The organism is Amycolatopsis sp. WQ 127309, from assembly GCF_023023025.1.
GTDB lineage: Bacteria > Actinomycetota > Actinomycetes > Mycobacteriales > Pseudonocardiaceae > Amycolatopsis.
In genome coordinates, this window is record NZ_CP095481.1 from 10,437,931 (window position 1) to 10,462,504 (window position 24,574).

Sequence of the window (24,574 nt, forward strand, 5' to 3'; positions counted from 1 at the left end):
CCCTCCTCGGTAGAGGACGTCGCGCCCCCGGGTGCGCGCCCTCGGGAGGAGTCACATCGTGCCTGTGAACTGGACCACGGCGGACCAGCCAGGCTGGCAGACCCTGGACGTGGCCGGCACCGACCCGTCCGGTCTCGCCGATGCCCGGATGTGGGCCGAGTCGCGGATGACCGCGCTCGGGGACCTGCATCGGCTGGACGCGCTGTTGATTGTCGGAGAACTGCTGGACAACGCCTACCTGCACGCGGGCGGGCCGGTCGAGCTGCGGCTGCGCTGCACCTGCGGGCCGTGCGAGGTGACCGTCGCCGTCGCCGACGTCGGCACCGGGGAACCGCGGTTGCGGGTCCCCGGCCGGGACGGCGGGCGCGGCCTGCGGGTCGTCGACCAGCTGTGCCTCGCGTGGGGCGTGAGCCACCACGACGACGGCAAGCTCGTGTGGGGCCGCCTGCGCTGCGCGGAGACGGAAGAGCCCTGCCCGCGGGCGAGTTAGTGCGGACCAGCCGGGGCCGAGCTAGCCGGTCGTGAGGTCCGGCAGCAGCGTCAGCCAGGCCAGGGCCTCGGAAAGGTCGGCGTGCAGCGGCAGGACGCGCTCCAGCCCGAGCACGCTCAGGGGGCGCAGCACCGCGCGGCTGCGGGTGACGACGGCGAAGGGCACGCCGGCCGCGTGGGCGTCGGCGGCGGAGTTGAGCAGGACGGTCAGCGCCCGGGCGGCGCAGAACGTCACGGCCGAGGCGTCGACGACCAGGGCGCGCGGCCGGAAGGCGAGCTCCCGCTCGATGAGGCCGGCGAGGTGATCGGTGACGCTGATGTCGAGCTCACCGGTGGCCGAGAGCACGGCGGCGTCGGCGGTGATGAGCACGTCGAAGCTCGCGATGGCCGCTTGACCTGCGGGGTCTCTGGGCCGGGGCAGCGGAATCATGGTCATAGGCGAAGCCTCCTGGGTTGAACCGTGAGGCCAAACCGCTCGTGCACCAGTCCAGTCCCACACCGGCCCCTTGACGGGGTCGTGGGTCTCGGGGTGCGACGGCTGCCGGTTGAACCGCTGCCGGCCGACCGTACCGCACTCCCGGGCCCGCGGCGGTGTCACCCGTTCAGCGCAACAGCTCACAGCGGCGTGTCGTCGGACGCTCGCGCAGGCCCGCCGGAAGCCGGTCCTACGCGCCGGATTGGGCTGTTCACTCTCCGTTCACCGCAGCGTCATCAGCGGAAAGCCGCCGCGCTCGCCCCCGGCGTCGGCGATCCCGGACCACGACGGCCCGGTGGTCCACAAAGGACTTGATTTGCGCTCGACGTACCGAAACGAACGGAGACAAAGAGCGAATTGTATCGACACTTGATTAGCTCATTCGATCGACAACGTACGCGCCAGTATGTCGACTGCTACGCTCCACAGTGGATCGGGCATTTATCGTGCGTTCGGTCACAGTCGCACTACGGACATCAACGTTCAAGGAGCAGCCCCATGGCCCAGAAGGTCCTCGTCGAAATGCTGGACGACATCGACGGCAGCCCGGCCAGCCACACCGTTCCGTTCGGCCTCGACGGCGTCAGCTACGAGATCGACCTTTCCGACGAGAACGCCGCCGCGCTGCGCGAGGAGCTCTCCCGGTTCATCGCGGCGGGCCGCAAGACCGGTGGCCGCAAGGTGCGCGTCGCGACCGGCCAGTCGACGGCGGCGAGCTCGGCCGACCGCGAGCGCTCGCGCGCGATCCGCGCCTGGGCCAACGAGAACGGCTACGACGTCTCCGAGCGGGGCCGCCTGTCCTCCGAGATCGTCAACGCCTACGACGAGGCGCAGCTGCAGGCCGCCGCCCCGGCGCCGGCGCGCAAGCGGGCGCCGCGCAAGAAGGTCGCCGCCGCGAAGAAGTAGTGCCGTGCCGGCCGATCTCCGGGGAGCGATCACGAAGGCCGATCCACCGGCGGCGAGGACACTGCTCACTCGCCGCCGGTGGATATCCTTCCGGCCGGCCGCCTGATTCCGGCTCGGCTGTTTCGAGAAACGTGCACCGGACAGCCGTTGTCATTTCCCAGCTCACCGCGGGTGAATGCCGGTGGATTTCAGTCGCAGGCCGCCGCGCCGGGCGCGGCCATTCCCCGCCACAGCAGATCCGCCAGCGCCGCCGCGTCCCGCCGCCACTGGCCGTTCGGGTCGAGGTGCAGCAGCCCGCCGAGCCCCCGCAGCACCGTCACCGGATCCAGGTCCGCGCGGACCACGCCCGCCTCGGTGGTCGCCGCCAGCAGCGTCGAGACCGCGCCGACCATCGCTTCGTACGCGCTCGCCGGCAGTTCGCCGCGTGACGCCGTCGCCGCGCGCAGGGCGTCCGCCAGCCCGCGTTTCGTCATCATGTAGTGCGCCAGGTGGTCCGTCGCCCAGACGCGGAACGCCTCCGCCGGCGCGTACTTCTCCAGCAGCACCGGGACGACGTCGACCAGGTGCCGCACCTCGCGTTCGTAGACCGCCAGGATCAGCGCCTCCGGCGTCGGGAAGTGCCGGTACACCGTGCCGACACCGACTTCGGCGTGCTTCGCGATCGCGTTGAACGAGACCTCGCCCGTCGCGGTGAGCGACTCGCCGGCCGCGACGAGGATGCGCTCGTGGTTGCGCCGGGTGTCGGCGCGCCGGGGGCTGACCGAACCCGTAGAGCCTGCCGCGCCGGTCGTCATCGTCCCTCCCGGTGGTGGATCCGTTCGCCGGTAATCTAGTGCAGCGCCGCCCCGGCCTGGAGCAACTCCAGCTTTCGGGTTCGTTGCGAGCCGGATTGTAATCCGCTAACCTCGCGAAAAGGTGAAGCGGATGAGTATCCGGTACACCACGCTCCCACCACGCCGCCAGCTCCCCACCCGGACGATCCGCGGAAAGAGACCAGTGGACATCTCACTCGAAGTCAATGGCAGTACCGAGCACCTGGACGTCGATCCCGGCGTGACCCTGCTCGACGCACTGCGCGAGCGCCTCGACGTCACCGGCCCGAAGAAGGGCTGCGACCGGGGCCAGTGCGGCGCCTGCACCGTGCACGTCGGCGGCCGGCCCGTGCTCTCGTGCCTCACCCTCGCCGCCACCGTGCAGCAGCCGGTGACCACCGTCGAAGGACTGTCCACAGGGGACGACCTGCACCCGGTGCAGCGGGCCTTCGTGGACCAGGACGCGCTGCAGTGCGGGTTCTGCACCTCCGGCCAGATCATGTCGGCGGTCGCGGCCGTCGAGCAGGACGTCACCGACGTGCGCGAGTTCATGTCCGGCAACCTCTGCCGGTGCGCGGCCTACCCGAACATCGTCGCGGCGGTCCAGCAGGCGAGGCGGGTCGATGCGTCCCTTTGAGCTGACCGCGCCCACCACCCTCGACGACGCCCTCGCCACGCCCGGCACCTTCCTCGCCGGCGGCACGACGCTCGTCGACCTGATGAAGCTGAACGTCCTCACCCCGCGCCACGTCCTCGACATCAACAACGTCCCGTTGCGCGGCATCGACACCACCGATGGGCTGCGCTTCGGCGCGCTCGAGCGGATGAGCGACATCGCCGCGCACCCCGGGGTGTACCCGGCGATCTCCCGCGCGCTGCTGCTGAGCGCGTCGCAGCAGCTCCGGAACATGGCCAGCATCGGCGGGAACCTGCTGCAGCGCACGCGCTGCTCGTACTTCCGCGACGTCGCCACGCCGTGCAACAAGCGGGTGCCCGGCAGCGGCTGCCCGGCGCTCGAAGGCGCCAACCGGATGCACGCGATCCTCGGCAGCAGCGGCTCCTGCGCGGCGACGCACGCCAGTGACGTCGCCGTCGCGCTGGTCGCGCTCGACGCCGAGCTGCGGCTGGCCGGCCCGGACGGCACCCGCACGGTGAAGCTGGCCGAGTTCTACCGGCTGCCGGGCGACACGCCCGAGGTGGAGAACGACCTGCGCACCGGCGAGCTGATCACCGAGGTCGTCGTCCCCGAGCTGGCCTGGGCGGCGAACTCCACCTACGTCAAGGTGCGCGACCGGCAGTCCTACGAGTTCGCGCTGTGCTCCGCCGCCGTCGCGCTGGACGTCCGGGACGGCGTCATCGCCGACGCCCGGATCGCCGCGGGCGGCGTCGGCACGGTGCCGTGGCGGCTGCCCGCCGTCGAGGACGCGCTGCGCGGGAAGCCCGCGACGCAGGCCACCTTCGAGGCCGCCGTGTCCGGCGCGGCCGACGGGGCCCGGCCGCTGTCCGAAAACGCTTTCAAGGTGCCGCTGCTGAAGCGGACCCTGATCCGCGCCCTGCTCGAGCTGACCGAGGGGACCGCCCGATGACCGCCGCCCGTCTCGACGCGCCGGTGAAGGTCACCGGCCGGGCCAAGTACGGCGCCGACCACAACGTCCCCGGCATGGTCTACGGCTACGTCGTGCTCAGCACGGTCGCCCACGCCGAGCTCGAAGCCATGGACGTCACGGCGGCGAAGAGCGCGCCCGGCGTGCTCGGCGTGTACTCCCCGTTCGACCCGCTGGAGCTGCGCACCCCGGTCTCGCCGCTGTTCGGCGAGACGTGGGTGCCCATGCAGGACAAGGAAGTCGCCTACTACGGCCAGGCGATCGGCTTCGTCGTGGCGGAGACCTTCGAGCAGGCCCGCGACGCGGCGATGCTCGTCGAGGTCACCTACCGCGCCAAGCCGGCGCTGACGTCGCTGGAGGACGGCCTCGCCGCGGCGGAGGACGCCCCGCCGGGCCGGGACGGCACCCCGTCGACGTTCGAAGTCCTCGAAGACGGCGTCGAATCCTTCGACGACGCGCTGGCGGGGAGCCCGGTGATCGTCGAAGCGACCTACCGCACGGCGACCCAGAACCACGCCGCGATGGAGCCGCACTCGGCCGTCGCGGTCTGGGACGACGGCGAGCTGACCGTCTACAGCGGAAACCAGGGCGCGCACCTGCAGGCCCAGGAACTGGCGAGCGCGCTGCAGCTGGACGTCGCGGCCGTGCACGCGCTGAACCCGTACGTCGGCGGCGCGTTCGGCGGCAAGGGCCGCACCTCGGCGCCGGCGTTCCTCGCCGCCGCCGCGGCCCGGGCGCTCGACCGGCCGGTGAAGGCCGCGCTCACCCGCGAGCAGGTGTTCACCGCGACCGCGGGCCGCGCGGCGACGGTCCAGAAGATGACGCTCGGCGCCGAACGCGACGGCACGCTCGTCGCCCTGCGCCACGACTCCTGGTGCAGCACCGACATCCACCGCGCGTTCGTCGAGCCGACGTCGCACGGCACGTCCCGCGAGTGGTACGCCACCCGCAACCTGCACATCAGCCAGAAGGTGGTGCCGCTGAACATCCCGCCGACGACGTTCATGCGGGCCCCCGGCGAGGCACCCGGGTCGTTCGCGCTGGAGAGCGCGATCGACGAGCTGGCCGTCGCGCTGGACATGGACCCGATCGAGCTGCGCACGCGCAACAACTCGACCGCGCCGCCCGGGCACGACCTGCAGTGGTCGAGCAAGCACCTCGACGAGTGCTTCCAGATCGGCGCGCAGCGGTTCGGCTGGGAGCACCGCAAGCCGCACGGGCACACCGACGGCGACTGGGAGGTCGGCCTCGGCACGGCCACCGCGATGTTCCCGGCCCTGCGCTTCCCGACGACCGTCGGGATCACCCTGCAGGCCGACGACACCGCCGTCGTCGCGACGAGCGGCGCGGACCCCGGCACCGGCCTGCTGACCGTGCTTTCCCTGGTGGGCGGCGAATCGCTGGACATCGCGCCGGAGAAGATCGTGCCCAAGCTCGGTGACTCGTCGCTGCCGCCGGGCGGGCTGTCCGGCGGCTCGACCGCGACGGCGAGCGTCGGCACGGCCATCATGATCGCCGCGACCAAGGCCATCGACGAGCTGGTGGCGCTGGCGGCCGACCCGGGCGCGCCGTTCGCGGGCGCCGAGGTCTCCTACGCCGACGGCCGCGTGCTGGCCGGCGGGAAGTCGATGACGTTCGGCGAGCTGCTGCGCGCCGTCGGCCGCACTTCCCTCGAGGTGACGGGCTCGTCGGCTCCCGGCGAGGAGCTGACGAAGCACTCCTTCAGCTCCTTCGGCGCGCAGTTCTGCGAGGTCCGCGTGCACAAGTGGACGCGCGAGGTGCGGGTGTCGCGGATGCTCGGCGTCTTCGACACGGGCCGGATCATCAACGCGCGGGCGGCCCGCAGCCAGCTCATGGGCGGGATGATCTGGGGTGTGTCGGCCGCGCTGCACGAGGGCCTGGAGGTCGAGGCGAACGGCCGGCTCGCCAACGGCGACTTCGCGAGCTACCTGCTCCCGGTGAACGCGGACATCCCGGAGGTCGACGTCCACTTCGTCGAGTACCCGGACACGCTGCACAACGCCGTGGGCGCCAAGGGGCTCGGCGAGATCGGCACGGTCGGGATGGCCGCCGCCGTCGCCAACGCCGTGTTCAACGCCACCGGCGTCCGGGTCCGCCACATCCCGATCACCATCGAGGACCTGCTGGCGGAGGCCCAGTCGGAGTAGCGATCCCGGCGGCCCGGCCGCGATGCGTCCACAAAGGACACATCGCGGCCGGGCGCCTTCGCGTGGCGTCACCACGCGGTGCCGGAAAGTCACGTCCACCTGCCGAGTTGCGCACCACAACCGACTCCTCCGGGATGCCTCACCCGGCCGTTACCCTTCCGCGACGATCACGGGCCGATTCGCCCATGACGCGGCCCCTCCACAGTCCTAGGCTGACGGGCGACACCGAGGAGTCCCCCGAGAATGCTGATCGACGACCTGGCCGCCGCCCTGCCGGCCGACCGCCTGGTCCGCGACCCGGACGTGCTGCGCGGCTTCGCCCACGACGAGGCCGAATGGGCGCCCTGCGCGCTGCCCGTCGTCGTGGTCCGGCCGCACACCGCCGAAGAGGTCCAGACCGTGGTGCGCCAGTGCGTCCGGCACGGCGCGCCGCTGGTCACCCGCGGCGCCGGCACCGGGCTCTCCGGTGGCGCGAACGCCGTCGAAGGCTGCGTGGTGCTGGTGACCGACCGGCTGCGCGCCATCAAGGAGATCGACGAGCAGGAACGGCTCGCGGTCGTCGAGCCCGGCGTGGTCAACGACGACCTGCGCGCCGCCTGCGCCGAGCGCGGGCTCTGGTACCCGCCGGACCCGGCGAGCTCGCCGTGGTCGACGATCGGCGGCAACGTGGCGACCAACGCCGGCGGCGTCTGCTGCGTCAAGTACGGCGTCACCCGCGACTACGTCCTGGCGATGCAGGTCGTGACCGGCACCGGCGAGCTCGTCCGGCTCGGCCGCCGCACCGCGAAGGGCGTGGCGGGCTACGACCTGACCGGGCTGATGGTCGGCTCCGAAGGCACCTTGGGCGTCATCACCGAAGTCACCGTGCGGCTGCGCCCGGCGCGGGCCGCCGAGCGCACGGTGGCCGGCTACTTCGACACGACGGTCGCGGCCGGGGAGGCCGCCGCGGCGGTCGCGGCCCGCGGCGTGCTGCCCTCGGCGCTCGAACTCGTCGACCGGCACTGCCTCGCCGCGGTCGACGCGTGGAAGAACATGGGCCTGAGCACCGACGCGAACGTCGTGCTGCTCGGGCGCACCGACGCACCCGGCGCGCAGGGCGAGCACGAAGCCGCCGTGCTGCTCGAATGCTTCGAACAGGCCGGCGCGACGTGGGCCGCCCAGTCGACCGACCAGGCCGAGGCCGACGCGCTGTTCGACGCCCGGCGCCTGGCCTACCCGGCGCTGGAACGGCTCGGGCCGGTGCTCACCGAGGACGTCTGCGTGCCGACGCGGGCCGTGCCGGAGATGCTCGCGCGGATCGACCGGGCCGCGCTGCGCCACGACGTCGTGATCGCCAACATCGCGCACATCGGCGACGGCAACCTGCACCCGCTGCTGGTGACCCCGCCCGGCGACGAGACCGCGCGCAAGAACGCCCAGGCCGCGTTCGACGACATCATCGCCGACGCGCTCGACCTCGGCGGCACGGTCACCGGGGAGCACGGCGTCGGCCTGCTCAAGCAATCCGGCCTGACCCGCGAGCTCGGCCCGGCGGTGCTCGAGCTGCACCGCGCGGTCAAACGGGCGCTGGACCCGCACCAGATCCTCAACCCCGGCAAGGTTTTCCACGAAGGGACCCCCGCATGACCGAGCCCGTCGTCCCCACCACGTCCGGCGCGGTCCGCGGGGAGCTCACCGCCGCCGGCGTCGCCCGGTTCCGCGGCGTCCCGTACGCCGCCGCGCCCGAGGGCGAGCTGCGGTTCGCCGAGGCCGTGCCGGCGCCGCCGTGGGAGGACGTCCGCGACGCGCGCAGACCGGGGCCGACCGCCCCGCAGCGCCACCGCGACTTCCCGGGCCTCGACCTCGGCCCGGTCGTCGGCCCCGGCTGGCGGCCGGGGCCGGAGTACCTGACGGTCGACGTCTGGACGCCGGACCCGGGCGCGGCCGGGCTGCCGGTGCTCGTGTTCGTGCACGGCGGCGCGTTCATCGGCGGCACCGGCTCGGCGTCGGTCTACGACGGCACGGCGTTCGCGCGAGCCGGGGCGGTCCTGGTGACCGTGCAGTACCGGCTCGGTGTCGACGGGTTCCTGCCGCTGGACGGCGGCGTGACGAACCTGGGCCTGCGCGACCAGCTGGCGGCGCTCAAGTGGGTGCGGGAGAACATCGCGGCGTTCGGCGGCGACCCCGACAACGTCACCCTGGCCGGCGAGTCCGCCGGCGCGGTGAGCGTCGCGTGCCTGCTCGCCTCGCCGCTCGCGACCGGGCTGTTCCGCCGGGCCATCGTCCAAAGTGGACACCCCGACATGGTGCGCGGCGTCGTCGAGGCGCGGCGGCTCGCCCGCGTCGTCGCCGACGAGCTGCGCGTCGAGGCGACCGCCGAGGCGTTCCGCAAGGTGTCGACCGAGCAGCTGCTCGACGCCCAGGACGCGGTGCTGCGCCCGGGTGGCGCGCCCGACCTGCGCGACGCGCTGGGCTACGACCGCGGCTACGGGATCAGCCCGTTCCTGCCGATGGTCGGCGACGACGTGCTGCCGCAGCACCCGGGCAAGGCGATCAAGGCGGGCGCGGGGGCCGGCGTCGACCTGATCGTCGGCAGCTGCCGCGAGGAGATGCGGCTCTACCTGGTGCCGACCGGCGTGCTCGAAGCCGTCACCGACGACCAGGCCGTCGCGTCGCTGGCCGTGTCGCACCCCGACCCGGCCGGTGTCCTGCGGCGCTACGGCCTCGGCGGCGACCGCGTGGCGGGCGAGGTGCTCGTCGACGCGCTGACCGACCTGGTCTTCCGCGACTCGGTGCGGGACCTGGCCGAGAACCACGCCGGGCGCACCTACCGCTACGAGTTCGAGTGGCGCTCCCCGCTGATGGACGGCCGGCTGGGCGCGTGCCACGGCCTGGAGCTGCCGTTCGTCTTCGACGCGCTCGACGTGCTGTCCGGGCCGCGCGGCCTCCTCGGCGAGCACGCGCCGCGGCAGCTGGCCCACGACCTGAACGGCGCCTGGTACCGCTTCGCCACCACCGGCTCGCCGGGCTGGCTGGCCTACACCGGCGAGGACACCACATTCCACGCGGGGGCCACCTACTGATCACGTCCCGGCCGCCCGCTCGTACGGCGGGCTTTGGTCCACCAGGGCAGACTTGTCAGCCGGACGGTTGACTGTGCCCTGGCCGCGCTGTCAGGCTCAGGCCGCCCGGACGGCCGGATGAATGGGGACATCGATGCCCGAGGCGGGCTTTGGCGCGCCGCCGCGCGCGTACGTCCGCACGCTGCTGCGCAACGGCACGCCCGTGGAGACGGCGGACCCGGACGCCGACGGGGCCGACCTCGCCGCGGTCGGCGCCGCGACACTCGCGCGGGCCTCGCGCTACTGGGTCGTCGTGCCGCTGGCCTACCGGATCGCGACGTTCATCAAGGTGTTCATCGGGTACACCGCCGCCAACGGCCGCCTCGGGCTGGGCCCGGTGCTCTCGGCCACGGTGTTCGCCGTCGTCGTCAACATCGCCGCCGTGGCCTGGGTGCTGCGGGCCGGCGGCCTGCGAGGCCGCGTCACCGGCCGCGCCCTCGCGCTGGACCTGGCGATCGGCGTGGCGCTCAACTTCGCCGTCGCGGTGAGCGTCCCGGCCGCGGTGCAGCCGTTCGCCGTCGACGTCACCTGGACCTGGCTGGTCGGCGCGGTCGCGATGTGGGCGGGCACCTCCGGCATCCCGACGGCGCTGTGGCTGTTCGCCGCGGCCCTCCCGCTCCGCTCGGCGCTCACCCTGGCCGGCGGCCTCCCGCTGGACGACCCGCTCGTGCTGACCCGGTCGGTCGGCTGCATGATCGCGCTCGCCGTCGCCATCGTGCTCGGCGCGGGCATCCTCATCCTGCTCGGCGTCGGCACCCGGTTCGCCCTCGACATCGGGCTGCGCCGCGGGCGCGAGGCCGAGCGCCACCGGACCCGGCGCATCATGCACGACAGCGTCCTGCAGACCCTCGAAGCGCTGGCGATCTCGGCCCCCGGGGACGACGCGCAGGCCGTCGCCCGGCTCAAGGAGCTGCGCTCGGTCGCCAAGGCCGAGGCGGCCGAGCTGCGCCGGAAGATCACCGAGCCCGTCCAGTCCGGTTCGTCGCGCGGCTTCGCCGTCGAGCTCGCCGACGTCGCGACCGAGATGGCCCGCGACGGCCTGCGCACCCAGCTGGTCGCCGCGGACTTCGCCGACGACGACAAGCTGTCGCAGGACCGCCGGACCGCGATGTGCGAGGCGGTCCGGGAAGCGTTGCGCAACACCGTGAAGCACTCCGGGACCAAGCAGGTCGTGCTGCGCGTGGAGGAACGCGACGGCGGGATCGCGGTGGTCGCGCGGGACCAGGGCCAGGGCTTCGACGTCCAGGACCGCCCGCCGGGCTTCGGCATCACCCAGTCCATCATGGCGCGGCTGGCCGAGGTCGGCGGCCGCGGCACGGTCGACTCCCAGCCGGGCCGCGGCACCCGCGTCACCCTGTGGGTGCCCAGCTAGGCGTCCCTCGACAACGGCCTTGCGCTGCGGAGCAAGACCGCGGGCCGCCGCGCGGCGCACGATGCCGGGGCATCGGTGCCCCAGCGGAGGAGACGTCCATGGCCGGATCGGAAGCGGGCGCCCTGCGCCGGGACGCCCTCGGCACGCCGGGGGTGGTGTTCCTCGTGCTGGCCGCGGTCGCCCCGCTCACCGGCATCATCGTCGTGGCCTCGCTCGGGATCGCCCTCGGCGACGGCGGCGGCATGCCCGGCGCGTTCCTGCTCGCCGCGGTGATCCTGGTGCTCTTCGGCGTCGGCTACGCCCAGATGAGCAAGGTCGTCGTCGGCGCGGGCGGGTTCTACGGCTACGTCACGCGCGGGCTGGCCGCCCGCTCGGCCTGGTCGCGGCGCTCGTCGCGCTCCTGGGCTACAACTGCTTCGTGGCCGGCGCGGTCGGCACGAGCGGGTTCTTCACGGCCAACGTCGTCGAGCAGGTCTTCGGGTGGCACACGCCGTGGCCGCTGTGGAGCCTCGTGTCGGCCGTCGCGGTGTTCGCGCTCGGGCGGCGCCCGGACCGGCCTGGACGTCCACGCCTTCCACCCCAGCGTGGTGTTCTCCGGCTCGGCCGGGATCGCCTTCCTGTTCGCCTTCAACGCTTTCGTCGGGTTCGAGGCGACCGGCCTGTTCAGCGAGGAGGCCCGCGACCCGCACCGGACGATCTCCCGCGCGACCTACACCGCGATCGTGCTGATCGGCGTCTTCGCCGCGGTCACGACGTGGGCGGTCGTCAGCGCGACCGGCGTCGAGCAGGCCGGGGCGGCCGCGCGGGACCACCTCTCGGCGGGTGACCTCGTGTTCGCCATCAGCGGTACCGACCTGGGCCCGGTCCTCACCGACGTGATGATGCTGCTGCTGGTCGTCAGCCTGTTCGCCGCGCTGCTGGCGCTGCACAACTCCGCGACGCGGTACCTGTTCGCGCTCGGCCGCGCGCACGGCGGTGGCGCCCGCGCTCGGTGGCCTCGGCCTGATCGCCGTGACGACCCTGGCGATCCTCAACTTCCCCACCCTCGCCGGTTCCGACGCGCCGGCGATCGCCCTGCTGCCGTGGCTGCCGGCGGTGGCGCTGGTCGCCGGGCTGGCCCTGGCGGCCTGGCTGCGACGCCGGCGGCCGGACGTCTACGCGGGCCTGGCCGACCTCGACGGCTGACCCGGCGGGCGTTGGCCAGATCCCGGCGCTATCTGGCATTCCAGCCACTCCCGGTGCCGCGGCCGGGCCGATAACTTCGGCTCGTCCCCCGCACGACTGAGGAGTTCCGTGTCGAAGTTCCTGCTCTCGGTGCACGTCCTGGCGGCGATCCTGGCCGTCGGCCCGGTCGCCGTCGCGGCCAGCATGTTCCCCGCGGCCGTGCGCCGCGTCGCCGCCGGCGGCGATCTCACCACGGTGACCGTGCTGCACCGGATCTGCCGCGTCTACGCCTACGTCGCGATCGCCGTGCCGGTGTTCGGCTTCGGCGTCGCGGGCACCATGCACGTCATGGGCGACCCGTGGCTGATCGTGTCCATCGGGCTGACGGCGGTCGCGGCTGCCGTGCTGGCGTTCGTGGTGCTGCCCAGCCAGCGGCGTCAGCTGGCCGCACCCGCGCCGGGCACCGTGAGCCGGCTGGGCATGACGACCGGCGTGTTCAACCTGCTCTGGGCCGCGGTCACCGTGCTGATGATCGTCCGGCCCGGCTCGTCGACCGGCGCCTGACTCAGGCCGGCACCCGCACCGCGACGAAGTCCGGCCGGTGCCGCAGCACGAACCCGAGCGACTGGTAGAGCCGGATCGCCGAGGTGTTGCGCGCGGCCGCGTGCATCATCGGCGTCTCGCCCCGCGCGCGGATGCCGAACGCGACCGCGTGCACGAGCCGCGTGCCCAGGCCCTGCCCGCGGAACGCCGGGTCGGTGCAGACGGCGCTGATCTCGGTGTAGCCGGGCGGGTGCAGCCGCTCCCCGGCCATCGCCACGAGCGCGCCCTCACGCCGGATCCCGAGGTAGGTGCCGAGCTCGACGGTCCGCTTCCGGAACGGCCCGGGCTGCGTCCGCGCGACGAGGTCGAGCATCTCCGGCACGTCCGCGGGCCCCAGCCGCACGGCTTCCGGGTCCTCGGCGGCCGCGACCCCCTCGTCGACGAGCTGCACCCCCGGCAGCGCCTCGATCACCTCCCACCCGGCAGGCGGCCGGGCGAAGGTGGAGGCGACGACCACGGTCGCGCCGGGCCCGCCCAGCGTCGCGACGTCGAGCCAGTCCTGCTCGCCGGGGTCGTCGGGCAGCCCCAGGAAGGGCGCGACGTCTTCCGGGTACCGCAGCACGCGCCCCTGCCGCTCGGCGAAGCGGGCGTGCGGCCCGGCCAGCGACGTCCAGGTCGGGTTGTCCAGCGGAGAAGACATGCGCTACCTCGGGGGTTCCGGCTCGGGGTGATCACCCGCCAGGATGCGTCGAAAGCCCCGCCGCGCGCCGCCGCTCCCACATCGTGAGCGCGCGCTCAGCCGACCGTGGTCAGCTCGTCGTCCGAGAGCACCTGGCCGCCGTCCGACACCACGAGCCTGCCGCCGCCGACCTGGTAGCTGTACTGGCCGTTCACCGCGACGAAGCCGTCGCCCGAGGGCTGGGCCGGCAGCGTGATGTGGGTGTCGTCCGACGCACCCTGCCCGCGGGCCTGGCCGTCGTAGAAGATCCGGCCGTCGGGGGTCTTGCAGACCGTGACGACGGACTTGACCGTCTCCCCCACGAGCAGCGCCGTGCCCGCGCCGCCGGGCAGGTACCGGGCGGCGTCACCCGGGCACGGCTTCCCGGCCGGGGCCGACGACGTCGACGGCGGGGCCGACGTCGACGACGGAGCGGACAGCGCGGGCGGGGCGGGCGGGGTGACGCCGTTCGCGGTCGTGACGACCGTCTTGGTCGTCGGCAACGCGGGTGTCGTGTACTGCGGGAACGGCCCGGACGCGGCCGGCGAGGACTTCGGGCGCCCGGCGAACAGCAGGACGCCGGTCACCGCGACGGCGGCGACCACCATCAGGGTGAGCAGCACCCACAGCGCCCGCGCGCGGGCCCGGCCAGGGGCCAGGCTCGCGCAGGTGCCGCACCGCTGCGCGGCGGCGGCGTTGACCGCGCCGCACTGCGCGCACGTCCAGGGGGAACCCGCCATCGGGCCTCCTTCGGCCCCGGCGCGATCTCGGGCACGCCGGTCCTCCATCGTCACCGACGACGGCGCCCGCTGCAACGCCCCGGTTCGGGCTAGTGCCCGATGTTCACCATCCACGGGATGCCGAACTTGTCGATGCAGCAACCGAATTCGTCGGCCCACGCCTGCTTTTCGAACGGAACCGTCACGGTGCCGCCCGCGCTCAGCTTGTCCCAGTAGGTCCGCAGGTCGTCGGCGTCGTCCCCGCTGAGGCTGACGGTGATGTTCGTGCCCGGGTGGTATTCCATCCCCTCGGGGGTGTCGGACGCCATCAGCGTGTAGCCGCCGTCGGTGTCCAGCTGGGCGTGCATGACCTTCTCGGCCTCCGGCCCGTCAGGCGCACCGAATGACCCGAACGTGTGCACGGTGAGCTTGCCCCCGAACACCGTCTCGTAGAACTCCATGGCCTGGCGGGCGTTGTCCTCGAAGCTCAGGTACGGGTTCAGGCGGGAAGCCATGGCGCTCTCCTTCGGTCGGAAGATGCAGCATCCTCGCAGAAGCCCGTGACCACGCCAAACGCGAAATTTTCAGACGACGAAGCGGCGGTGCGCGTGCGGTTCCAACGGGAGCGAGCCGTGCAGCGCGGCCCGGGCGCGCAGCTCCAGCGCGCGGTCCAGGGTGCCCGTCCCGGGCGCTGCCGCGGCGTGGAAGGTGCCGCGCCCGAACAGGTACACCAGCTGCAGCCGGCCGTCCCGGCGGCCGTCCGGGTCAGCGAACTCGACGCTCGCGAAGCGCAGCGCGCCGCCGTAACCGGCCCGCGCCAGCCGGTCGGCGACGTCCACCAGGTCACCGGTCAGCACGCGCAGGTCGCGGTTGCGGCGCCAGCAGCGGACCGTCGAGCGGCCGTAGAGGTCCTGGGTCACCAGCGGGTGCACCGGCAGCTTGGCCGACGTCGCGGCGAGCAGCTCGGCCTCGGTGCGGTCCAGCGCGTCGCCGTCCACCTTGAAGCTCAGCGTGCCGCCGCCGGTCGGGACCAGGCCGAGCGCGCCGCGCACCCGCGGAGCGGCCGCGGCGAGGCCGTAGAGGGACTGCAGGTTCGGGCGGGAAGTCCAGCAGCGGACGAGTTTGCTGTCCAGCAGGGTCACGGGCGGGGTGTCCATTCTCCGGTCGAGATGACGCCGGGCCGGGCACGCTGGCAATGTCCACAGTGGACGTCAGGTGCGGGGTCGCGGGGTCGGAAAGGACAGCATGCTCCCCGGCCCGGCGATTCCGGTCCGGAACCGGCCGATCACGCGGCGAACGGCGCCGGGGTGCCGCCGAACGGTCGACGTCACAGTGGTTCAGCCGATCAGCGGTACCCCTTTCACGGGGTCGTGATGACGACCTTCCCGAAGTTCCCCCGGCCCGCGAAGTGCCGGAACGCTGCGTCGGCGTCCCCGAACGGGTGAACGCTGTCGATGACCGGTCCGATCGGGCGGACGGCGAGCCGCCGCACCGCCCCCGCCGGCGAACCCGATCTCGGCGTGGTGCGTCCCGGCCGCGACGAGCGACCGCGCGAACGTGCCGGGCCCATCCACCTCGACGATCCGGCCCACGCCGCAACCGCCGGTCGCGTCGGGCACGGCCCGGCCCCGCTCGGGCGTCCCGGCGTAGTCGATCACCGTGTCCGCCCCGAGTTCGGCCGGCTTGGCCGCCTTCGCCGCACTCGACGTCGTCGCGACCACGCGCGCCCCGTGCGCCTTCGCCGGCGTTTCCGGAGACGGCGCGGTACTCCGCGAGCCGGCCGTCCTGGGCGTTCCCGCACCGGCTGACCATGATCGCCACACTGACCCGCGAACCCGGCCGGTCGTGCGGCGCGATCATCCGGACCTTTCCCCCGCTTTCTCACCAACCAGACATTTAGCGTTGCTAATAGTTCTGATTCAGAGCTACTTTGGGGCCATGACCGAACTCGCCGAACGGCTCCTGGGCGCCGTCCAGGGCATCCGTCGGGTGGTGCGCCGCCGGGTTCGGGCCGACGTCCCGAGCTTTCCCCTGCCCGGCGCGCAGGTCGAGGTCCTGCGCGTGGTCGCCGACCACCCCGGCGTCGGCGTCGCGGCGGCCGCGCGCGAACTGCACCTGGCGGCCAACTCCGTCAGCACCCTGGTCAACCAGCTCGTCGAAGCCGGGCTGCTGCACCGTGAACCCGACCCCCTCGACCGGCGCGCGACCCGGCTGGAGCTCACCGCCGCGGCCACCGACCGGATGGCCGCCTGACACCGCGCCCGGACCGGCCTGGTCGCCGACGCCCTCACCGGACTGTCCGAAGAGGACAAAGCCGTGATCGAACAAGCCCTGCCGGCGCTGGAAAAACTCATGGGCATCCTCAAGGAGCGGCCGTGACCGAACCCGCGGTGCGGTGCACCGACCTCACTCACTCCTTCGGCGCGACGCGCGCGGTGGACGGCGTCGACCTGGAGATCCACCCCGGCGAGGTGTTCGGCCTGCTCGGCCCGAACGGCGCCGGCAAGACCACCACGCTGCGGATGATCACCACGCTGCTGCCCACCGGGCCCGGCCGGATCACGGTGTGCGGCCTCGACGTCGCCCGCCGGAAGATGGCCGTGCGGCGGCTGATCGGCTACGTCCCGCAGCAGCTGTCCGCCGACGGCGCGCTGACCGGCCGCGAGAACGTCGCCCTGTTCGCCCGGCTCTTCGACGTCCCCCGCGCCCGGCGCGCCGACGAGGTCGGGCGCGCGCTCGACCTGGTCGGCCTGACCGGCGACGCCGACCGCACGGCCAAGGGCTACTCCGGCGGCATGATCCGCCGCCTCGAGCTGGCTCAGGCCCTGGTCAGCTCCCCGCGGCTGCTCATCCTCGACGAGCCGACGATCGGGCTCGACCCGGTCGCCCGCTCGGCGGTGTGGGAGCGGATCGCGCAGATCCGCGCCGAGACCGGGATGACCGTGCTCGTCACCACGCACTACATGGACGAGGCCGAGCAGTACTGCGACCGCGTCGCGCTGATGCACACCGGCAAGATCCGCGCGCTGGGCACCCCGGCCGAGCTCGAGGCCGACCTCGGCCCCGAGTCCACTTTGGACGACGTGTTCCGCGCGGTCACCGGCGACCGGCTCGCGAGTGCAGAAGGAGGGATCCGCAGTGTCCGTGCCACTCGCCGCACCGCCCGCCGTCTCGGCTGACCCCGGCCCGCTGCGGCAGCTGCGCATCCTGGCCGCGCGTGTCGGCGCGATGTGCCTGGTGGAGCTGCAGAAGCTGCGCCGCGACCAGACCGAGCTGCTCACCCGCGCGATCCAGCCCGCGCTGTGGCTGCTGATCTTCGGCGAAACGTTCACCCGGCTCAAGGCCATCCCGACCGGCTCGACGCCCTACCTCGACTACCTGGCGCCCGGCATCCTCGCGCAGTCGGCGTTGTTCATCTCGATCTTCTACGGCATCCAGATCATCTGGGAACGCGACGCGGGCGTGCTCGCCAAGCTCCTGGTGACGCCGACCCCGCGCGCGGCCCTCGTCGCCGGGAAGGCGTTCGCGGCCGGGGTCCGCGCGCTCGTCCAGGCATTGATGGTGCTGATCCTCGCCGCGATCCTGGGCGTCGGGCTGACCGTGAACCCGCTGAAGCTGCTCGCGATGGCCGTCGTGCTGGTGCTCGGGTCGGCGTTCTTCTGCTGTCTGTCCATCGTCATCGCCGGGGTCGTGCTGTCGCGCGAACGGCTGATGGGCATCGGGCAGGCGATCACGATGCCGCTGTTCTTCGGGTCGAACGCGCTCTACCCGGTGGACCTGATGCCGGGCTGGCTCAAGGTGCTCAGCCACGTCAACCCGCTGAGCTACCAGGTCGACGCCCTGCGCGGGCTGCTCATCGGCACCCCGGCCCACCTCGGGCTCGACTTCGCCGTCCTGATCGCCGCGACGGTGGTGGCGATTTCGGTCGCTTCGGCACTCCTCGGCAGGTTGGCCCGGTGAGGCACATGTCTCACCGAACGGAGGCCTTATCCGGAAATGGCTAATCTCGATTCCGTGAATCGTGGCCGGGGCGTGGTCCCCTTTGTCGGTTTTTGTGTGCTCGCCGGAATTCTGGCGGCCGGCACGGTGGCGCCCGCCGCCATCGGCGCCGGCCTGCTGTCGAATGAGGTCAGCGATTCCGTCGACGCCATTTCCGCACAGCTCGCGGCGGCCGATCCGCCGCTGACGACCACGGTGACCGACCGCGACGGCGCCCCGATCGCGACGCTGTACTCGCAGTACCGGCTGCCGGTGACCGCGGCCGGGATCGCGACGACCATGAAGGCCGCGATCATCGGCGTCGAGGACCGCCGCTTCTACACCGAAGGCGGCGTCGACCTGCAGGGCATGGCGCGGGCGGCGGTCAACGACAGCGCCGGCGGCTCGCTGCAGGGCGCGTCGACGATCACCCAGCAGTACGTCAAGAACTACCTCGTGAACGTCGTCGACCGGACCGACCCGGCGGCCCAGCAAGCCGACCGCGAGGACTCGCTCGCCCGCAAGCTGCGCGAGGCGAAAATGGCCGTCCAGCTCAACGACACGATGAGCAAGGACGACATTCTGGCCAGTTACCTCAACGTGGTCGAATTCAGCGGAACGGTGTACGGCGTCGGAGCCGCGGCAAAAGCGTACTTCGGGACGACGGCGGACAAACTGACCGTGCCGCAGGCCGCGCTGCTCGCCGGAATGGTGAACAACCCGAGCATCTACAACCCGTACTCGCACCCGGACAAAGCGACCCAGCGCCGCAACACGGTGATCGACGACATGGTCACCAACGGCTCGCTGCCCGCGGCCTACGCCGCGACGGCCAAGGACGCCCCGCTCGGGCTGCTGCCCGGCGGCCCGGTCACCCCGTCGGGCACGTGCATGGGCGCGGCGCCGGACGCGGGGTTCTTCTGCACCTACGCCGAGACCTACCTCGCGCACGCCGGCTTCACGCCGGACCAGCTCGCGACCGGTGGCTACACGATCAAGACCACGCTGGACCCGCGCGTCTCGCAGGTGGCGAAGGACGCCGTCGACGCGAACGTGCCGACGACCCAGGACGGCGTGGCCAACACCTTCGCCGTCGTGCAGCCGGGCGCGAACGGGCACCAGGTGCTCGCCATGGTCGCCAACCGGAACTTCGGCACCGACCCGGCGAAGGGTGAGACGTCCACCGACATCGTGGCCGACGCGAGCAACGAGTTCGGCGCGGGCTCGTCGTTCAAGATCTTCACCTCGGCCGCGGCGATGGTCACCGGCAAGGCCGGCCTGGACACGCCGCTGCCGAACCCGGACAGCCAGTGCTTCACGCCGCCGAACGCCGACAGCCACACCGCCTGCTACACCGTCCACAACGACGGCCACTACGCCGACCCGATCACCCTCGCCGACGGGCTCGCGACGTCGCCGAACGTCGCGTTCGTCGGGCTCGAGAACGAGGTCGGGATGCCCGCCGTGCTCGACATGGCGCAAAAGCTGGGGCTGCGCAACACCCTCGCGACGAACGACGCGGGCGCGGTGCCCGACCCGAAGTCGTCGAACCCGCAGTACAACGAACCGCAGTCGAAGTACTTCCAGAACCTGCTCTCGTTCACCCTCGGCAACAGCCCGGTCAGCCCGCTGGAGATGGCCAACGTCTCGGCGACGCTGATGAGCGGCGGCGTCTGGTGCCCGCCGAACCCGATCCTGTCGGTCACCGACCGGAACGGCAACGCCGTGTCCGTGCCGCAGCAGGCGTGCGAGCAGGTCATCCCCACCGGCGTCGCGAACACGCTCGAAGCGGGCCTGAGCAAGGACACCACGAGCGGCACGTCGGCCCAGGCCGCGCACGCGGCGGGCTGGACGCGCCCGGACATCGGCAAGACGGGCACGACCCAGCAGAGCGAGTCGGTCGCGTTCGTCGGCGGCGTCGACGGCTACGCCGTGTCGTCCATGGTGTTCGCCGACGGTTCGCACCCGCGGGAGATCTGCCCGGGCACACCCGTGCACCTGGGCAACTGCGGGCACGGCGCGTTCGGCGGCACGGTCGCCGCGCCGCCGTACTTCCACGCCATGAGCCGGCTGCTGGCCGGCGTGCCGGACCAGCAGATCCCCGGGCCGGACCCGGCGTACCTGGCGGCCCGGTCGTGACCTACTTCGGTTCGAGGAACACGAGCGGGATCTCCCGCTCGGTCTTCGTCTGGTAGCCCGCGTAGTTCTTGAACTCGGCGGTGATCTTCGGCCACAGCCGGGCCCGCTCCTCGCCGTCGGCGACCCGGGCGAGCATCGGCCGCCGCGGCGCGCCCTTGACCGACACCTCGACGTCCGGGTTGTCGCGCAGGTTCAGGAACCACGCGGGGTGCGTGTCGTCGCCCCCGCGCGAGGCGACGACGACCAGCGCGTCACCCTCCTGGTGCGGCGAGGTCAGCATGACCGACCGCGGCTGCCCGCTCTTGCGGCCCACGGTGGTCAGCTCCAGGACCGGCATGGCGGCGGCGTTCCAGCCCAGCCGGCCGCCGGTGATCTTGACCAGACCGCGGTGGACGGCGTTCATCGCTTTGAGGCTGAAGTCGCTCGGCATGATCGTGAATCTAGTCCCGGCGCCCCGGGCCGACCCTCCAGGTACGCGTATGTCCGCTTTGCCGGGAACCCATCCGGCCGGTTTGGCGAAACCTCCACGGCCCGGCGCGCCGGTGTGTCAGGCTCCCCGGCGAACGCAGGACCGACAGGAGAGAAGACGATGCTGATCTGGGGCTACCGCACGAGGATCTTCGTGCTGGCGATGACGACGTTCCTCTGCGGCCGCTGCGGCAACCCCGCCTCGCACGCCGTCCGCAAGTCGGTCACGAAGTTCACGCTCTTCTTCATCCCGCTGTTCCCAATCCACGTCAAGTACACGGCGCAGTGCACGTTCTGCGGGATCGAGAACCGGATCCCGAAGGAGGACGCCGTCCGGCTGCAGGCGCAGGAGGAGCAGGCGCAGCAGCAGGCGTCGCAGCCCTACCCGCAGCACCCGTCCCAGGGGTTCCCGCAGCAGGGTTTCCAGCCGCCGCACCCGTCGCAGCCGCAGGGCTTCCAGCAGCCGGGCCCGAACCCCCAGCAGGGCGAGTTCCCGCAGCAGGGCCGCTGAGCACTAGGCACTGACCGCCGGGAGCCGCGCGAACCCGCCGGCCCGGCGGGCGATCCGGGCGGCCGTCCCGGCGAACCGGACGTGGGCCGCGGCGAGCAGCACGACGTCGACCGCGCCGTGCGGCCGCTCAAGGGACCCGGCCCACTCGCGCAGCTCCCGCTCGGCCGCTTCGGTGCCTTCGACGGCTTCGGCGAGCCCGGCGTCCGCTCCGGTGAGGATCTTCTGCAGGTCCCGCGCGGCGGCGACCGCGTGCGCGGCCAGCCGCGTGAACGCGGGCCGCGCGTCCACCGGCACCCGCCGCACCCGGTCCGCGACCTCGTCCGCGAGACCACCCATCCGAGTGAGATCCGCGGCGGTGTGCACAGCGGCGACGACCGCCTTGACGTCCTCCTCGCGCGGGGCGTGCAGGGCCAGCAGCGCGCACGCCTGGTCCTCGCAGGCGGCCCCCAGCGCGGTCACCGCCGCGGCCTGTTCCCGCACGCGTCCGCCCAGCGTGAGGTCACTTTCGAGCAGGGCGCGCGTGGCCACCTCGAGCGTGCCCGCGACCAGCCCGCACAGGTCCGCGAGCCGGTGGGCCAGGGTGACGAGCTCCTTCTGAAACGCCGTCGGCATGGCGGCATGCAACCACCTCGGCCGGGGGACGGCGACTCGTCGCCTCCGCCCGGAATTGTCGGTCCCCCGTGCTCTGCTCGTCGGCGAGAGCGGTGCACCCCGCACCCGAGGAGAAGGAGGACCCGATGGCAGGCGAAACGCTGGTCACGGTGGTCGGCAACCTGACGACGGACCCCGAGCTGCGGTTCACCCCGGCCGGCGCCGCGGTCGCGAACTTCACGGTCGCGTCCACGCCGCGCACGCTGGACCGCGAGTCCGGCCAATGGCGCGACGGTGACGCGATGTTCCTGCGCTGCAGCGTGTGGCGGCAGTACGCGGAGAACGTCGCGGAGTCGCTCGGGCGCGGCGCGCGCGTGGTCGTCCACGGCCGGCTGAGACAGCGGTCGTACGACACGAAGGAGGGCGAGAAGCGCACCGTGCTGGAACTGGACGTCGACGAGATCGGCCCGTCGCTGCGGTACGCCACGGCGAAGGTGACCAAGGCCGTCCGGGTCGGCGACGGCACGGGAGGTGGCGCCTGGATGCCGGAACCGGTGGCCGCCGGGGTGGGGGAACCGCCCTTCTGAGGCCGGCCGCACCCATCCGCTCCCGACTCCCTTCCGAACGACTGTCGACGGGAAGTCGAGCCCGGCTGGACCGGCCGGAGCGACGATGAGGCACACGCTCTGGCCGGGCCGGTACCGGATGTGATGTCGAAGTCCCGTCATCTGGTTCGACGCATGAGTAGGACGATGCCGAACCACGAGCGGGAGGGGCCGGGATGGACGGGGACGGAAAGCCACGGACGACGGTGCACCCCTTGGTGAACCACCGCATGCTGGCGATGCTGCGGGCCGTCGGGGCCGGGAGGGGCCTGGTGTCGTGCAGCAGCGAACCCGACCTCTTCATCGACGGCCTGTCGTGCGGCGACCAGTTCGCCGCGCACGCGCTGGCCCACCTGGGGCTGATCAGCGCGACCTGCACCGGGCGGCCGGGCGAGCTCGTGCCGGCGGTGCTGACGCCCGCCGGCCAGGCGATCGTCACCGGAGAGCAGCGGCCCGCCGCCTGAGCGGCCGAGGTGTTTGACAACTCCAGAACGCAAGTACGGTGGCGGCATGAGCAACATCGAGGCCGACCCCGCCGAGCTCGCCTGCGGCGACCGGCCCGAGGCGGCCGACCCGCTGCGCCCGGCCGTGGAAGTCCTCACCCCGCGCGAAGTACCGCTGGGCGGCCCGCGGGCGATGCGCGTGCGGCGGACGCTCCCCCAGCGGTCCCGCTCGCTCATCGGCGCGTGGTGCTTCGCCGATCACTACGGCCCGGAAGACGTCGCCATGGACGTCGCGCCGCACCCGCACACCGGCCTGCAGACGGTGAGCTGGCTGTTTGCGGGCGAGGTCGAACACCGCGACAGCCTGGGCACGCACGCGATGGTCCGGCCCGGCGAGCTCAACCTGATGACCGGCGGCCACGGCATCTGCCACTCGGAGGTCTCGACCCCGGCCACGAAGACGTTGCACGGCGTCCAGCTCTGGGTGGCGCTGCCCGAGCGGCACCGGCACACGGCCCGCGGCTTCCACCACTACGTGCCGTCGGTGAACCGGATCGAGGGCGCGGAGATCCGGGTGTTCCTCGGGTCGCTGGCCGGGCGCACGTCGCCGATCCCGACGTTCACCCCGTTGCTGGGCGCGGAACTGGTGCTGCACCCGGACGCCCACATGTCCCTCGGCGTCGACCCGGACTTCGAGCACGGCGTCCTCGTGGACTCCGGCGCGGTGACCGTCGCCGGCACCGCCGTCCGCGCGGCGGAGCTGGGTTACGTCGGCACCGGCCTGCGCCGCCTGACGTTGAGCAACAACGGATCCACGCCCGCGCGTTTCCTGGTGCTCGGCGGGACACCGTTCGACGAAGAGATCCTGATGTGGTGGAACTTCGTCGGCCGGACGCACGAGGAGATCGCGGACTTCCGCGAGGCGTGGCAAGCGGAGTCCGACCAGTTCGGCAGCGTCACCGGTTACGCGGGCACCCCGCAGCGGCTGCCGGCCCCGGAGTTGCCGGCGGTCCGCATCAAGCCACGCCACAACCCGGCTCGCTGACTCACCGGCCTCCGCCGGCCTGACCGGGGCCCGGGCGAACGGCTCAGCGCTCCCGGGCCTGGTAGGCCGCCAGCGTCGCCAGCCGATGCCCTCGCGCGTACTGCTCGACCTCCGCCGGGTCACTCCCGCCCTCGATCAGGTCGAGCAGCCGGTCGTGCTCGGCCACCGAGCGCGGCGCCCGCCCCGGCACGGAGGCGAACGTGCTGTCGCGGACCGCGGCGAGCCGGGTCCAGCAGCGCTGGACCAGGTCGACCAGGTTGGGGTTCGGGCAGGCGCTGAAGAGCACCTCGTGGAACTCCGCGTTCAGCGCGGTGAACGCGAGCGGGTCGAACTCGGCGAGGCTGCGGCGCATCCGGTCGTTGAGGGCGCGGGCCCGCGCGAGCGTCTCGGGCGTGAGCAGCGGCGCGGCGAGCCCGGTGGCCGCGCCTTCGACGATCGCCACCGTCTGCATGGCGTGCTGGTAGGCGGTGGGGTCGATGGCGATCACCCGAGCCCCGACGTTCCGCTCGAACTCGATCAGCTCCTCGGCCTCGAGCCGGCGCAGGGCCTCGCGCACCGGCACCGCGCTGACGGCCAGCTCACGGCCGATCCGGTCGAGCACCAGCCGGTACCCGGGCCCGTAGCGGCCGTCGACGATCCTGGCCTTGATCGTCTCGTAGGCCAGCTGGGACTTGGTGACCGCCGGTCTTCCCGAGGAGGCGCTGATCATGTAGGAAACCATAT

Annotated in this window: 28 protein-coding genes; 18 read left to right on the top strand and 10 right to left on the bottom strand. The window is 72.7% G+C overall.

Annotated elements, in window-relative coordinates; genetic code table 11:
• The first annotated feature begins 58 nt into the window (after positions 1 to 58).
• A complete protein-coding gene (locus MUY22_RS46050; protein WP_247054377.1) occupies positions 59 to 490 on the top strand; it encodes an ATP-binding protein in 432 nt (143 codons plus the stop codon).
• A gap of 21 nt (positions 491 to 511) precedes the next feature.
• Here the strand turns inward: MUY22_RS46050 and MUY22_RS46055 are convergent, their stop codons facing one another.
• On the bottom strand, positions 512 to 925 hold the full coding sequence (locus tag MUY22_RS46055; RefSeq protein WP_247054379.1) for an STAS domain-containing protein: 414 nt from the start codon (positions 923 to 925) through the stop codon (positions 512 to 514).
• A gap of 537 nt (positions 926 to 1,462) precedes the next feature.
• On the opposite strand from MUY22_RS46055, the gene MUY22_RS46060 reads away from it, so the two are divergent.
• Positions 1,463 to 1,870 carry an Lsr2 family protein gene (locus MUY22_RS46060; RefSeq protein ID WP_247054381.1) on the top strand — a complete coding sequence of 136 codons (408 nt, stop codon included), beginning with the start codon at positions 1,463 to 1,465 and terminating at the stop codon, positions 1,868 to 1,870.
• A gap of 188 nt (positions 1,871 to 2,058) precedes the next feature.
• On the opposite strand, the gene MUY22_RS46065 is transcribed toward MUY22_RS46060, so the two are convergent.
• Positions 2,059 to 2,664, bottom strand: coding sequence for a TetR/AcrR family transcriptional regulator (locus MUY22_RS46065; RefSeq protein WP_247054383.1), 606 nt, complete (start codon positions 2,662 to 2,664; stop codon positions 2,059 to 2,061).
• A 202-nt stretch (positions 2,665 to 2,866) separates the two neighbouring features.
• On the opposite strand from MUY22_RS46065, the gene MUY22_RS46070 reads away from it, so the two are divergent.
• The 8 genes from MUY22_RS46070 to MUY22_RS46105 all read left to right on the top strand — a co-directional run bounded on the left by MUY22_RS46070 (position 2,867) and on the right by MUY22_RS46105 (position 12,655).
• A complete protein-coding gene (locus tag MUY22_RS46070) occupies positions 2,867 to 3,319 on the top strand; it encodes a (2Fe-2S)-binding protein (protein WP_247064444.1) in 453 nt (150 codons plus the stop codon).
• On the top strand, positions 3,306 to 4,268 hold the full coding sequence (locus tag MUY22_RS46075; protein ID WP_247054385.1) for a xanthine dehydrogenase family protein subunit M: 963 nt from the start codon (positions 3,306 to 3,308) through the stop codon (positions 4,266 to 4,268). The genes MUY22_RS46070 and MUY22_RS46075 overlap by 14 nt, the downstream gene beginning before the upstream one ends.
• Entirely contained in the window at positions 4,265 to 6,454 is a 2,190-nt protein-coding gene (locus MUY22_RS46080) for a xanthine dehydrogenase family protein molybdopterin-binding subunit (RefSeq protein WP_247054387.1), read from the top strand. Before MUY22_RS46075 ends, MUY22_RS46080 begins: the two co-directional genes overlap by 4 nt.
• 243 nt (positions 6,455 to 6,697) lie before the next feature.
• Positions 6,698 to 8,080 carry an FAD-binding oxidoreductase gene (locus tag MUY22_RS46085; protein ID WP_247054389.1) on the top strand — a complete coding sequence of 461 codons (1,383 nt, stop codon included), beginning with the start codon at positions 6,698 to 6,700 and terminating at the stop codon, positions 8,078 to 8,080.
• Positions 8,077 to 9,516 (top strand): carboxylesterase/lipase family protein, encoded by a 1,440-nt coding sequence (locus MUY22_RS46090; protein WP_247054391.1) that lies wholly within the window; start codon positions 8,077 to 8,079, stop codon positions 9,514 to 9,516. Before MUY22_RS46085 ends, MUY22_RS46090 begins: the two co-directional genes overlap by 4 nt.
• 133 nt (positions 9,517 to 9,649) lie before the next feature.
• Positions 9,650 to 10,927 carry a sensor histidine kinase gene (locus tag MUY22_RS46095; RefSeq protein ID WP_247054393.1) on the top strand — a complete coding sequence of 426 codons (1,278 nt, stop codon included), beginning with the start codon at positions 9,650 to 9,652 and terminating at the stop codon, positions 10,925 to 10,927.
• A 98-nt stretch (positions 10,928 to 11,025) separates the two neighbouring features.
• On the top strand, positions 11,026 to 12,186 hold the full coding sequence (locus MUY22_RS46100; protein ID WP_371827548.1) for an APC family permease: 1,161 nt from the start codon (positions 11,026 to 11,028) through the stop codon (positions 12,184 to 12,186).
• Between the two features lie 34 nt (positions 12,187 to 12,220).
• Positions 12,221 to 12,655, top strand: coding sequence for a hypothetical protein (locus MUY22_RS46105; protein WP_247054395.1), 435 nt, complete (start codon positions 12,221 to 12,223; stop codon positions 12,653 to 12,655).
• 1 nt (position 12,656) lies between these two features.
• Here the strand turns inward: MUY22_RS46105 and MUY22_RS46110 are convergent, their stop codons facing one another.
• The 5 genes from MUY22_RS46110 to MUY22_RS46130 form a co-directional block, all read right to left on the bottom strand.
• Positions 12,657 to 13,334 carry a GNAT family N-acetyltransferase gene (locus tag MUY22_RS46110; RefSeq protein WP_247054397.1) on the bottom strand — a complete coding sequence of 226 codons (678 nt, stop codon included), beginning with the start codon at positions 13,332 to 13,334 and terminating at the stop codon, positions 12,657 to 12,659.
• 95 nt (positions 13,335 to 13,429) lie between these two features.
• Entirely contained in the window at positions 13,430 to 14,092 is a 663-nt protein-coding gene (locus tag MUY22_RS46115; protein WP_247054399.1) for a hypothetical protein, read from the bottom strand.
• Positions 14,093 to 14,181: 89 nt separating this feature from the next.
• Entirely contained in the window at positions 14,182 to 14,586 is a 405-nt protein-coding gene (locus tag MUY22_RS46120; protein ID WP_247054401.1) for a VOC family protein, read from the bottom strand.
• 69 nt (positions 14,587 to 14,655) lie between these two features.
• Positions 14,656 to 15,228 carry a hypothetical protein gene (locus MUY22_RS46125; RefSeq protein WP_247054403.1) on the bottom strand — a complete coding sequence of 191 codons (573 nt, stop codon included), beginning with the start codon at positions 15,226 to 15,228 and terminating at the stop codon, positions 14,656 to 14,658.
• 180 nt (positions 15,229 to 15,408) lie between these two features.
• On the bottom strand, positions 15,409 to 15,792 hold the full coding sequence (locus MUY22_RS46130; protein WP_247054405.1) for a hypothetical protein: 384 nt from the start codon (positions 15,790 to 15,792) through the stop codon (positions 15,409 to 15,411).
• Between the two features lie 217 nt (positions 15,793 to 16,009).
• On the opposite strand from MUY22_RS46130, the gene MUY22_RS46135 reads away from it, so the two are divergent.
• The 4 genes from MUY22_RS46135 (at position 16,010) to MUY22_RS46150 (ending at position 20,188) form a co-directional block, all read left to right on the top strand.
• Positions 16,010 to 16,324: a MarR family winged helix-turn-helix transcriptional regulator gene (locus MUY22_RS46135; protein WP_247054407.1), complete on the top strand. Its 315-nt coding sequence runs from the start codon at positions 16,010 to 16,012 to the stop codon at positions 16,322 to 16,324.
• 122 nt (positions 16,325 to 16,446) lie between these two features.
• Complete coding sequence (locus tag MUY22_RS46140) at positions 16,447 to 17,250, top strand: ABC transporter ATP-binding protein (protein WP_247054409.1); 804 nt, start codon at positions 16,447 to 16,449, stop codon at positions 17,248 to 17,250.
• Positions 17,210 to 18,031 (top strand): ABC transporter permease, encoded by an 822-nt coding sequence (locus tag MUY22_RS46145; protein WP_247054411.1) that lies wholly within the window; start codon positions 17,210 to 17,212, stop codon positions 18,029 to 18,031. The genes MUY22_RS46140 and MUY22_RS46145 overlap by 41 nt, the downstream gene beginning before the upstream one ends.
• A gap of 36 nt (positions 18,032 to 18,067) precedes the next feature.
• A complete protein-coding gene (locus MUY22_RS46150; RefSeq protein WP_371827549.1) occupies positions 18,068 to 20,188 on the top strand; it encodes a transglycosylase domain-containing protein in 2,121 nt (706 codons plus the stop codon).
• 1 nt (position 20,189) lies between these two features.
• On the opposite strand, the gene MUY22_RS46155 is transcribed toward MUY22_RS46150, so the two are convergent.
• Positions 20,190 to 20,618 carry a nitroreductase/quinone reductase family protein gene (locus MUY22_RS46155; protein WP_247054414.1) on the bottom strand — a complete coding sequence of 143 codons (429 nt, stop codon included), beginning with the start codon at positions 20,616 to 20,618 and terminating at the stop codon, positions 20,190 to 20,192.
• A gap of 159 nt (positions 20,619 to 20,777) precedes the next feature.
• Between MUY22_RS46155 and MUY22_RS46160 the strand changes: the two genes are divergently transcribed.
• On the top strand, positions 20,778 to 21,167 hold the full coding sequence (locus MUY22_RS46160) for a zinc-ribbon domain-containing protein (RefSeq protein ID WP_247054416.1): 390 nt from the start codon (positions 20,778 to 20,780) through the stop codon (positions 21,165 to 21,167).
• A 3-nt stretch (positions 21,168 to 21,170) separates the two neighbouring features.
• On the opposite strand, the gene MUY22_RS46165 is transcribed toward MUY22_RS46160, so the two are convergent.
• Positions 21,171 to 21,779, bottom strand: a complete 609-nt coding sequence (locus MUY22_RS46165; RefSeq protein WP_247054418.1) for a PhoU domain-containing protein — start codon at positions 21,777 to 21,779, stop codon at positions 21,171 to 21,173.
• Between the two features lie 125 nt (positions 21,780 to 21,904).
• Here MUY22_RS46165 and MUY22_RS46170 point away from each other — a divergent pair, with 125 nt between their 5' ends.
• The 3 genes from MUY22_RS46170 (at position 21,905) to MUY22_RS46180 (ending at position 23,851) form a co-directional block, all read left to right on the top strand.
• Positions 21,905 to 22,345: a single-stranded DNA-binding protein gene (locus MUY22_RS46170; RefSeq protein WP_247054420.1), complete on the top strand. Its 441-nt coding sequence runs from the start codon at positions 21,905 to 21,907 to the stop codon at positions 22,343 to 22,345.
• 194 nt (positions 22,346 to 22,539) lie between these two features.
• Positions 22,540 to 22,827, top strand: coding sequence for a hypothetical protein (locus MUY22_RS46175; RefSeq protein ID WP_247054422.1), 288 nt, complete (start codon positions 22,540 to 22,542; stop codon positions 22,825 to 22,827).
• Between the two features lie 46 nt (positions 22,828 to 22,873).
• Positions 22,874 to 23,851, top strand: coding sequence for a pirin family protein (locus tag MUY22_RS46180; protein WP_247054424.1), 978 nt, complete (start codon positions 22,874 to 22,876; stop codon positions 23,849 to 23,851).
• A 43-nt stretch (positions 23,852 to 23,894) separates the two neighbouring features.
• On the opposite strand, the gene MUY22_RS46185 is transcribed toward MUY22_RS46180, so the two are convergent.
• Positions 23,895 to 24,572 (bottom strand): GntR family transcriptional regulator, encoded by a 678-nt coding sequence (locus tag MUY22_RS46185; RefSeq protein ID WP_247054426.1) that lies wholly within the window; start codon positions 24,570 to 24,572, stop codon positions 23,895 to 23,897.
• Between the last annotated feature and the right edge of the window lie 2 nt (positions 24,573 to 24,574).

Bases quoted from the DNA above. Each gene is read 5' to 3' on its own strand.
- MUY22_RS46165 (WP_247054418.1), bottom strand. From the start codon at position 21,779: ATGCCGACGGCGTTTCAGAAGGAGCTCGTCACCCTGGCCCACCGGCTC.
- MUY22_RS46175 (WP_247054422.1), top strand. From the start codon at position 22,540: ATGGACGGGGACGGAAAGCCACGGACGACGGTGCACCCCTTGGTGAAC.
- MUY22_RS46055 (WP_247054379.1), bottom strand. From the start codon at position 925: ATGACCATGATTCCGCTGCCCCGGCCCAGAGACCCCGCAGGTCAAGCG.
- MUY22_RS46085 (WP_247054389.1), top strand. From the start codon at position 6,698: ATGCTGATCGACGACCTGGCCGCCGCCCTGCCGGCCGACCGCCTGGTC.
- MUY22_RS46060 (WP_247054381.1), top strand. From the start codon at position 1,463: ATGGCCCAGAAGGTCCTCGTCGAAATGCTGGACGACATCGACGGCAGC.
- MUY22_RS46180 (WP_247054424.1), top strand. From the start codon at position 22,874: ATGAGCAACATCGAGGCCGACCCCGCCGAGCTCGCCTGCGGCGACCGG.
- MUY22_RS46095 (WP_247054393.1), top strand. From the start codon at position 9,650: ATGCCCGAGGCGGGCTTTGGCGCGCCGCCGCGCGCGTACGTCCGCACG.
- MUY22_RS46110 (WP_247054397.1), bottom strand. From the start codon at position 13,334: ATGTCTTCTCCGCTGGACAACCCGACCTGGACGTCGCTGGCCGGGCCG.
- MUY22_RS46075 (WP_247054385.1), top strand. From the start codon at position 3,306: ATGCGTCCCTTTGAGCTGACCGCGCCCACCACCCTCGACGACGCCCTC.
- MUY22_RS46100 (WP_371827548.1), top strand. From the start codon at position 11,026: ATGGCCGGATCGGAAGCGGGCGCCCTGCGCCGGGACGCCCTCGGCACG.
- MUY22_RS46170 (WP_247054420.1), top strand. From the start codon at position 21,905: ATGGCAGGCGAAACGCTGGTCACGGTGGTCGGCAACCTGACGACGGAC.
- MUY22_RS46065 (WP_247054383.1), bottom strand. From the start codon at position 2,664: ATGACGACCGGCGCGGCAGGCTCTACGGGTTCGGTCAGCCCCCGGCGC.
- MUY22_RS46115 (WP_247054399.1), bottom strand. From the start codon at position 14,092: ATGGCGGGTTCCCCCTGGACGTGCGCGCAGTGCGGCGCGGTCAACGCC.
- MUY22_RS46090 (WP_247054391.1), top strand. From the start codon at position 8,077: ATGACCGAGCCCGTCGTCCCCACCACGTCCGGCGCGGTCCGCGGGGAG.
- MUY22_RS46155 (WP_247054414.1), bottom strand. From the start codon at position 20,618: ATGCCGAGCGACTTCAGCCTCAAAGCGATGAACGCCGTCCACCGCGGT.
- MUY22_RS46080 (WP_247054387.1), top strand. From the start codon at position 4,265: ATGACCGCCGCCCGTCTCGACGCGCCGGTGAAGGTCACCGGCCGGGCC.
- MUY22_RS46185 (WP_247054426.1), bottom strand. From the start codon at position 24,572: ATGGTTTCCTACATGATCAGCGCCTCCTCGGGAAGACCGGCGGTCACC.
- MUY22_RS46120 (WP_247054401.1), bottom strand. From the start codon at position 14,586: ATGGCTTCCCGCCTGAACCCGTACCTGAGCTTCGAGGACAACGCCCGC.
- MUY22_RS46125 (WP_247054403.1), bottom strand. From the start codon at position 15,228: ATGGACACCCCGCCCGTGACCCTGCTGGACAGCAAACTCGTCCGCTGC.
- MUY22_RS46150 (WP_371827549.1), top strand. From the start codon at position 18,068: ATGGCTAATCTCGATTCCGTGAATCGTGGCCGGGGCGTGGTCCCCTTT.
- MUY22_RS46135 (WP_247054407.1), top strand. From the start codon at position 16,010: ATGACCGAACTCGCCGAACGGCTCCTGGGCGCCGTCCAGGGCATCCGT.
- MUY22_RS46160 (WP_247054416.1), top strand. From the start codon at position 20,778: ATGCTGATCTGGGGCTACCGCACGAGGATCTTCGTGCTGGCGATGACG.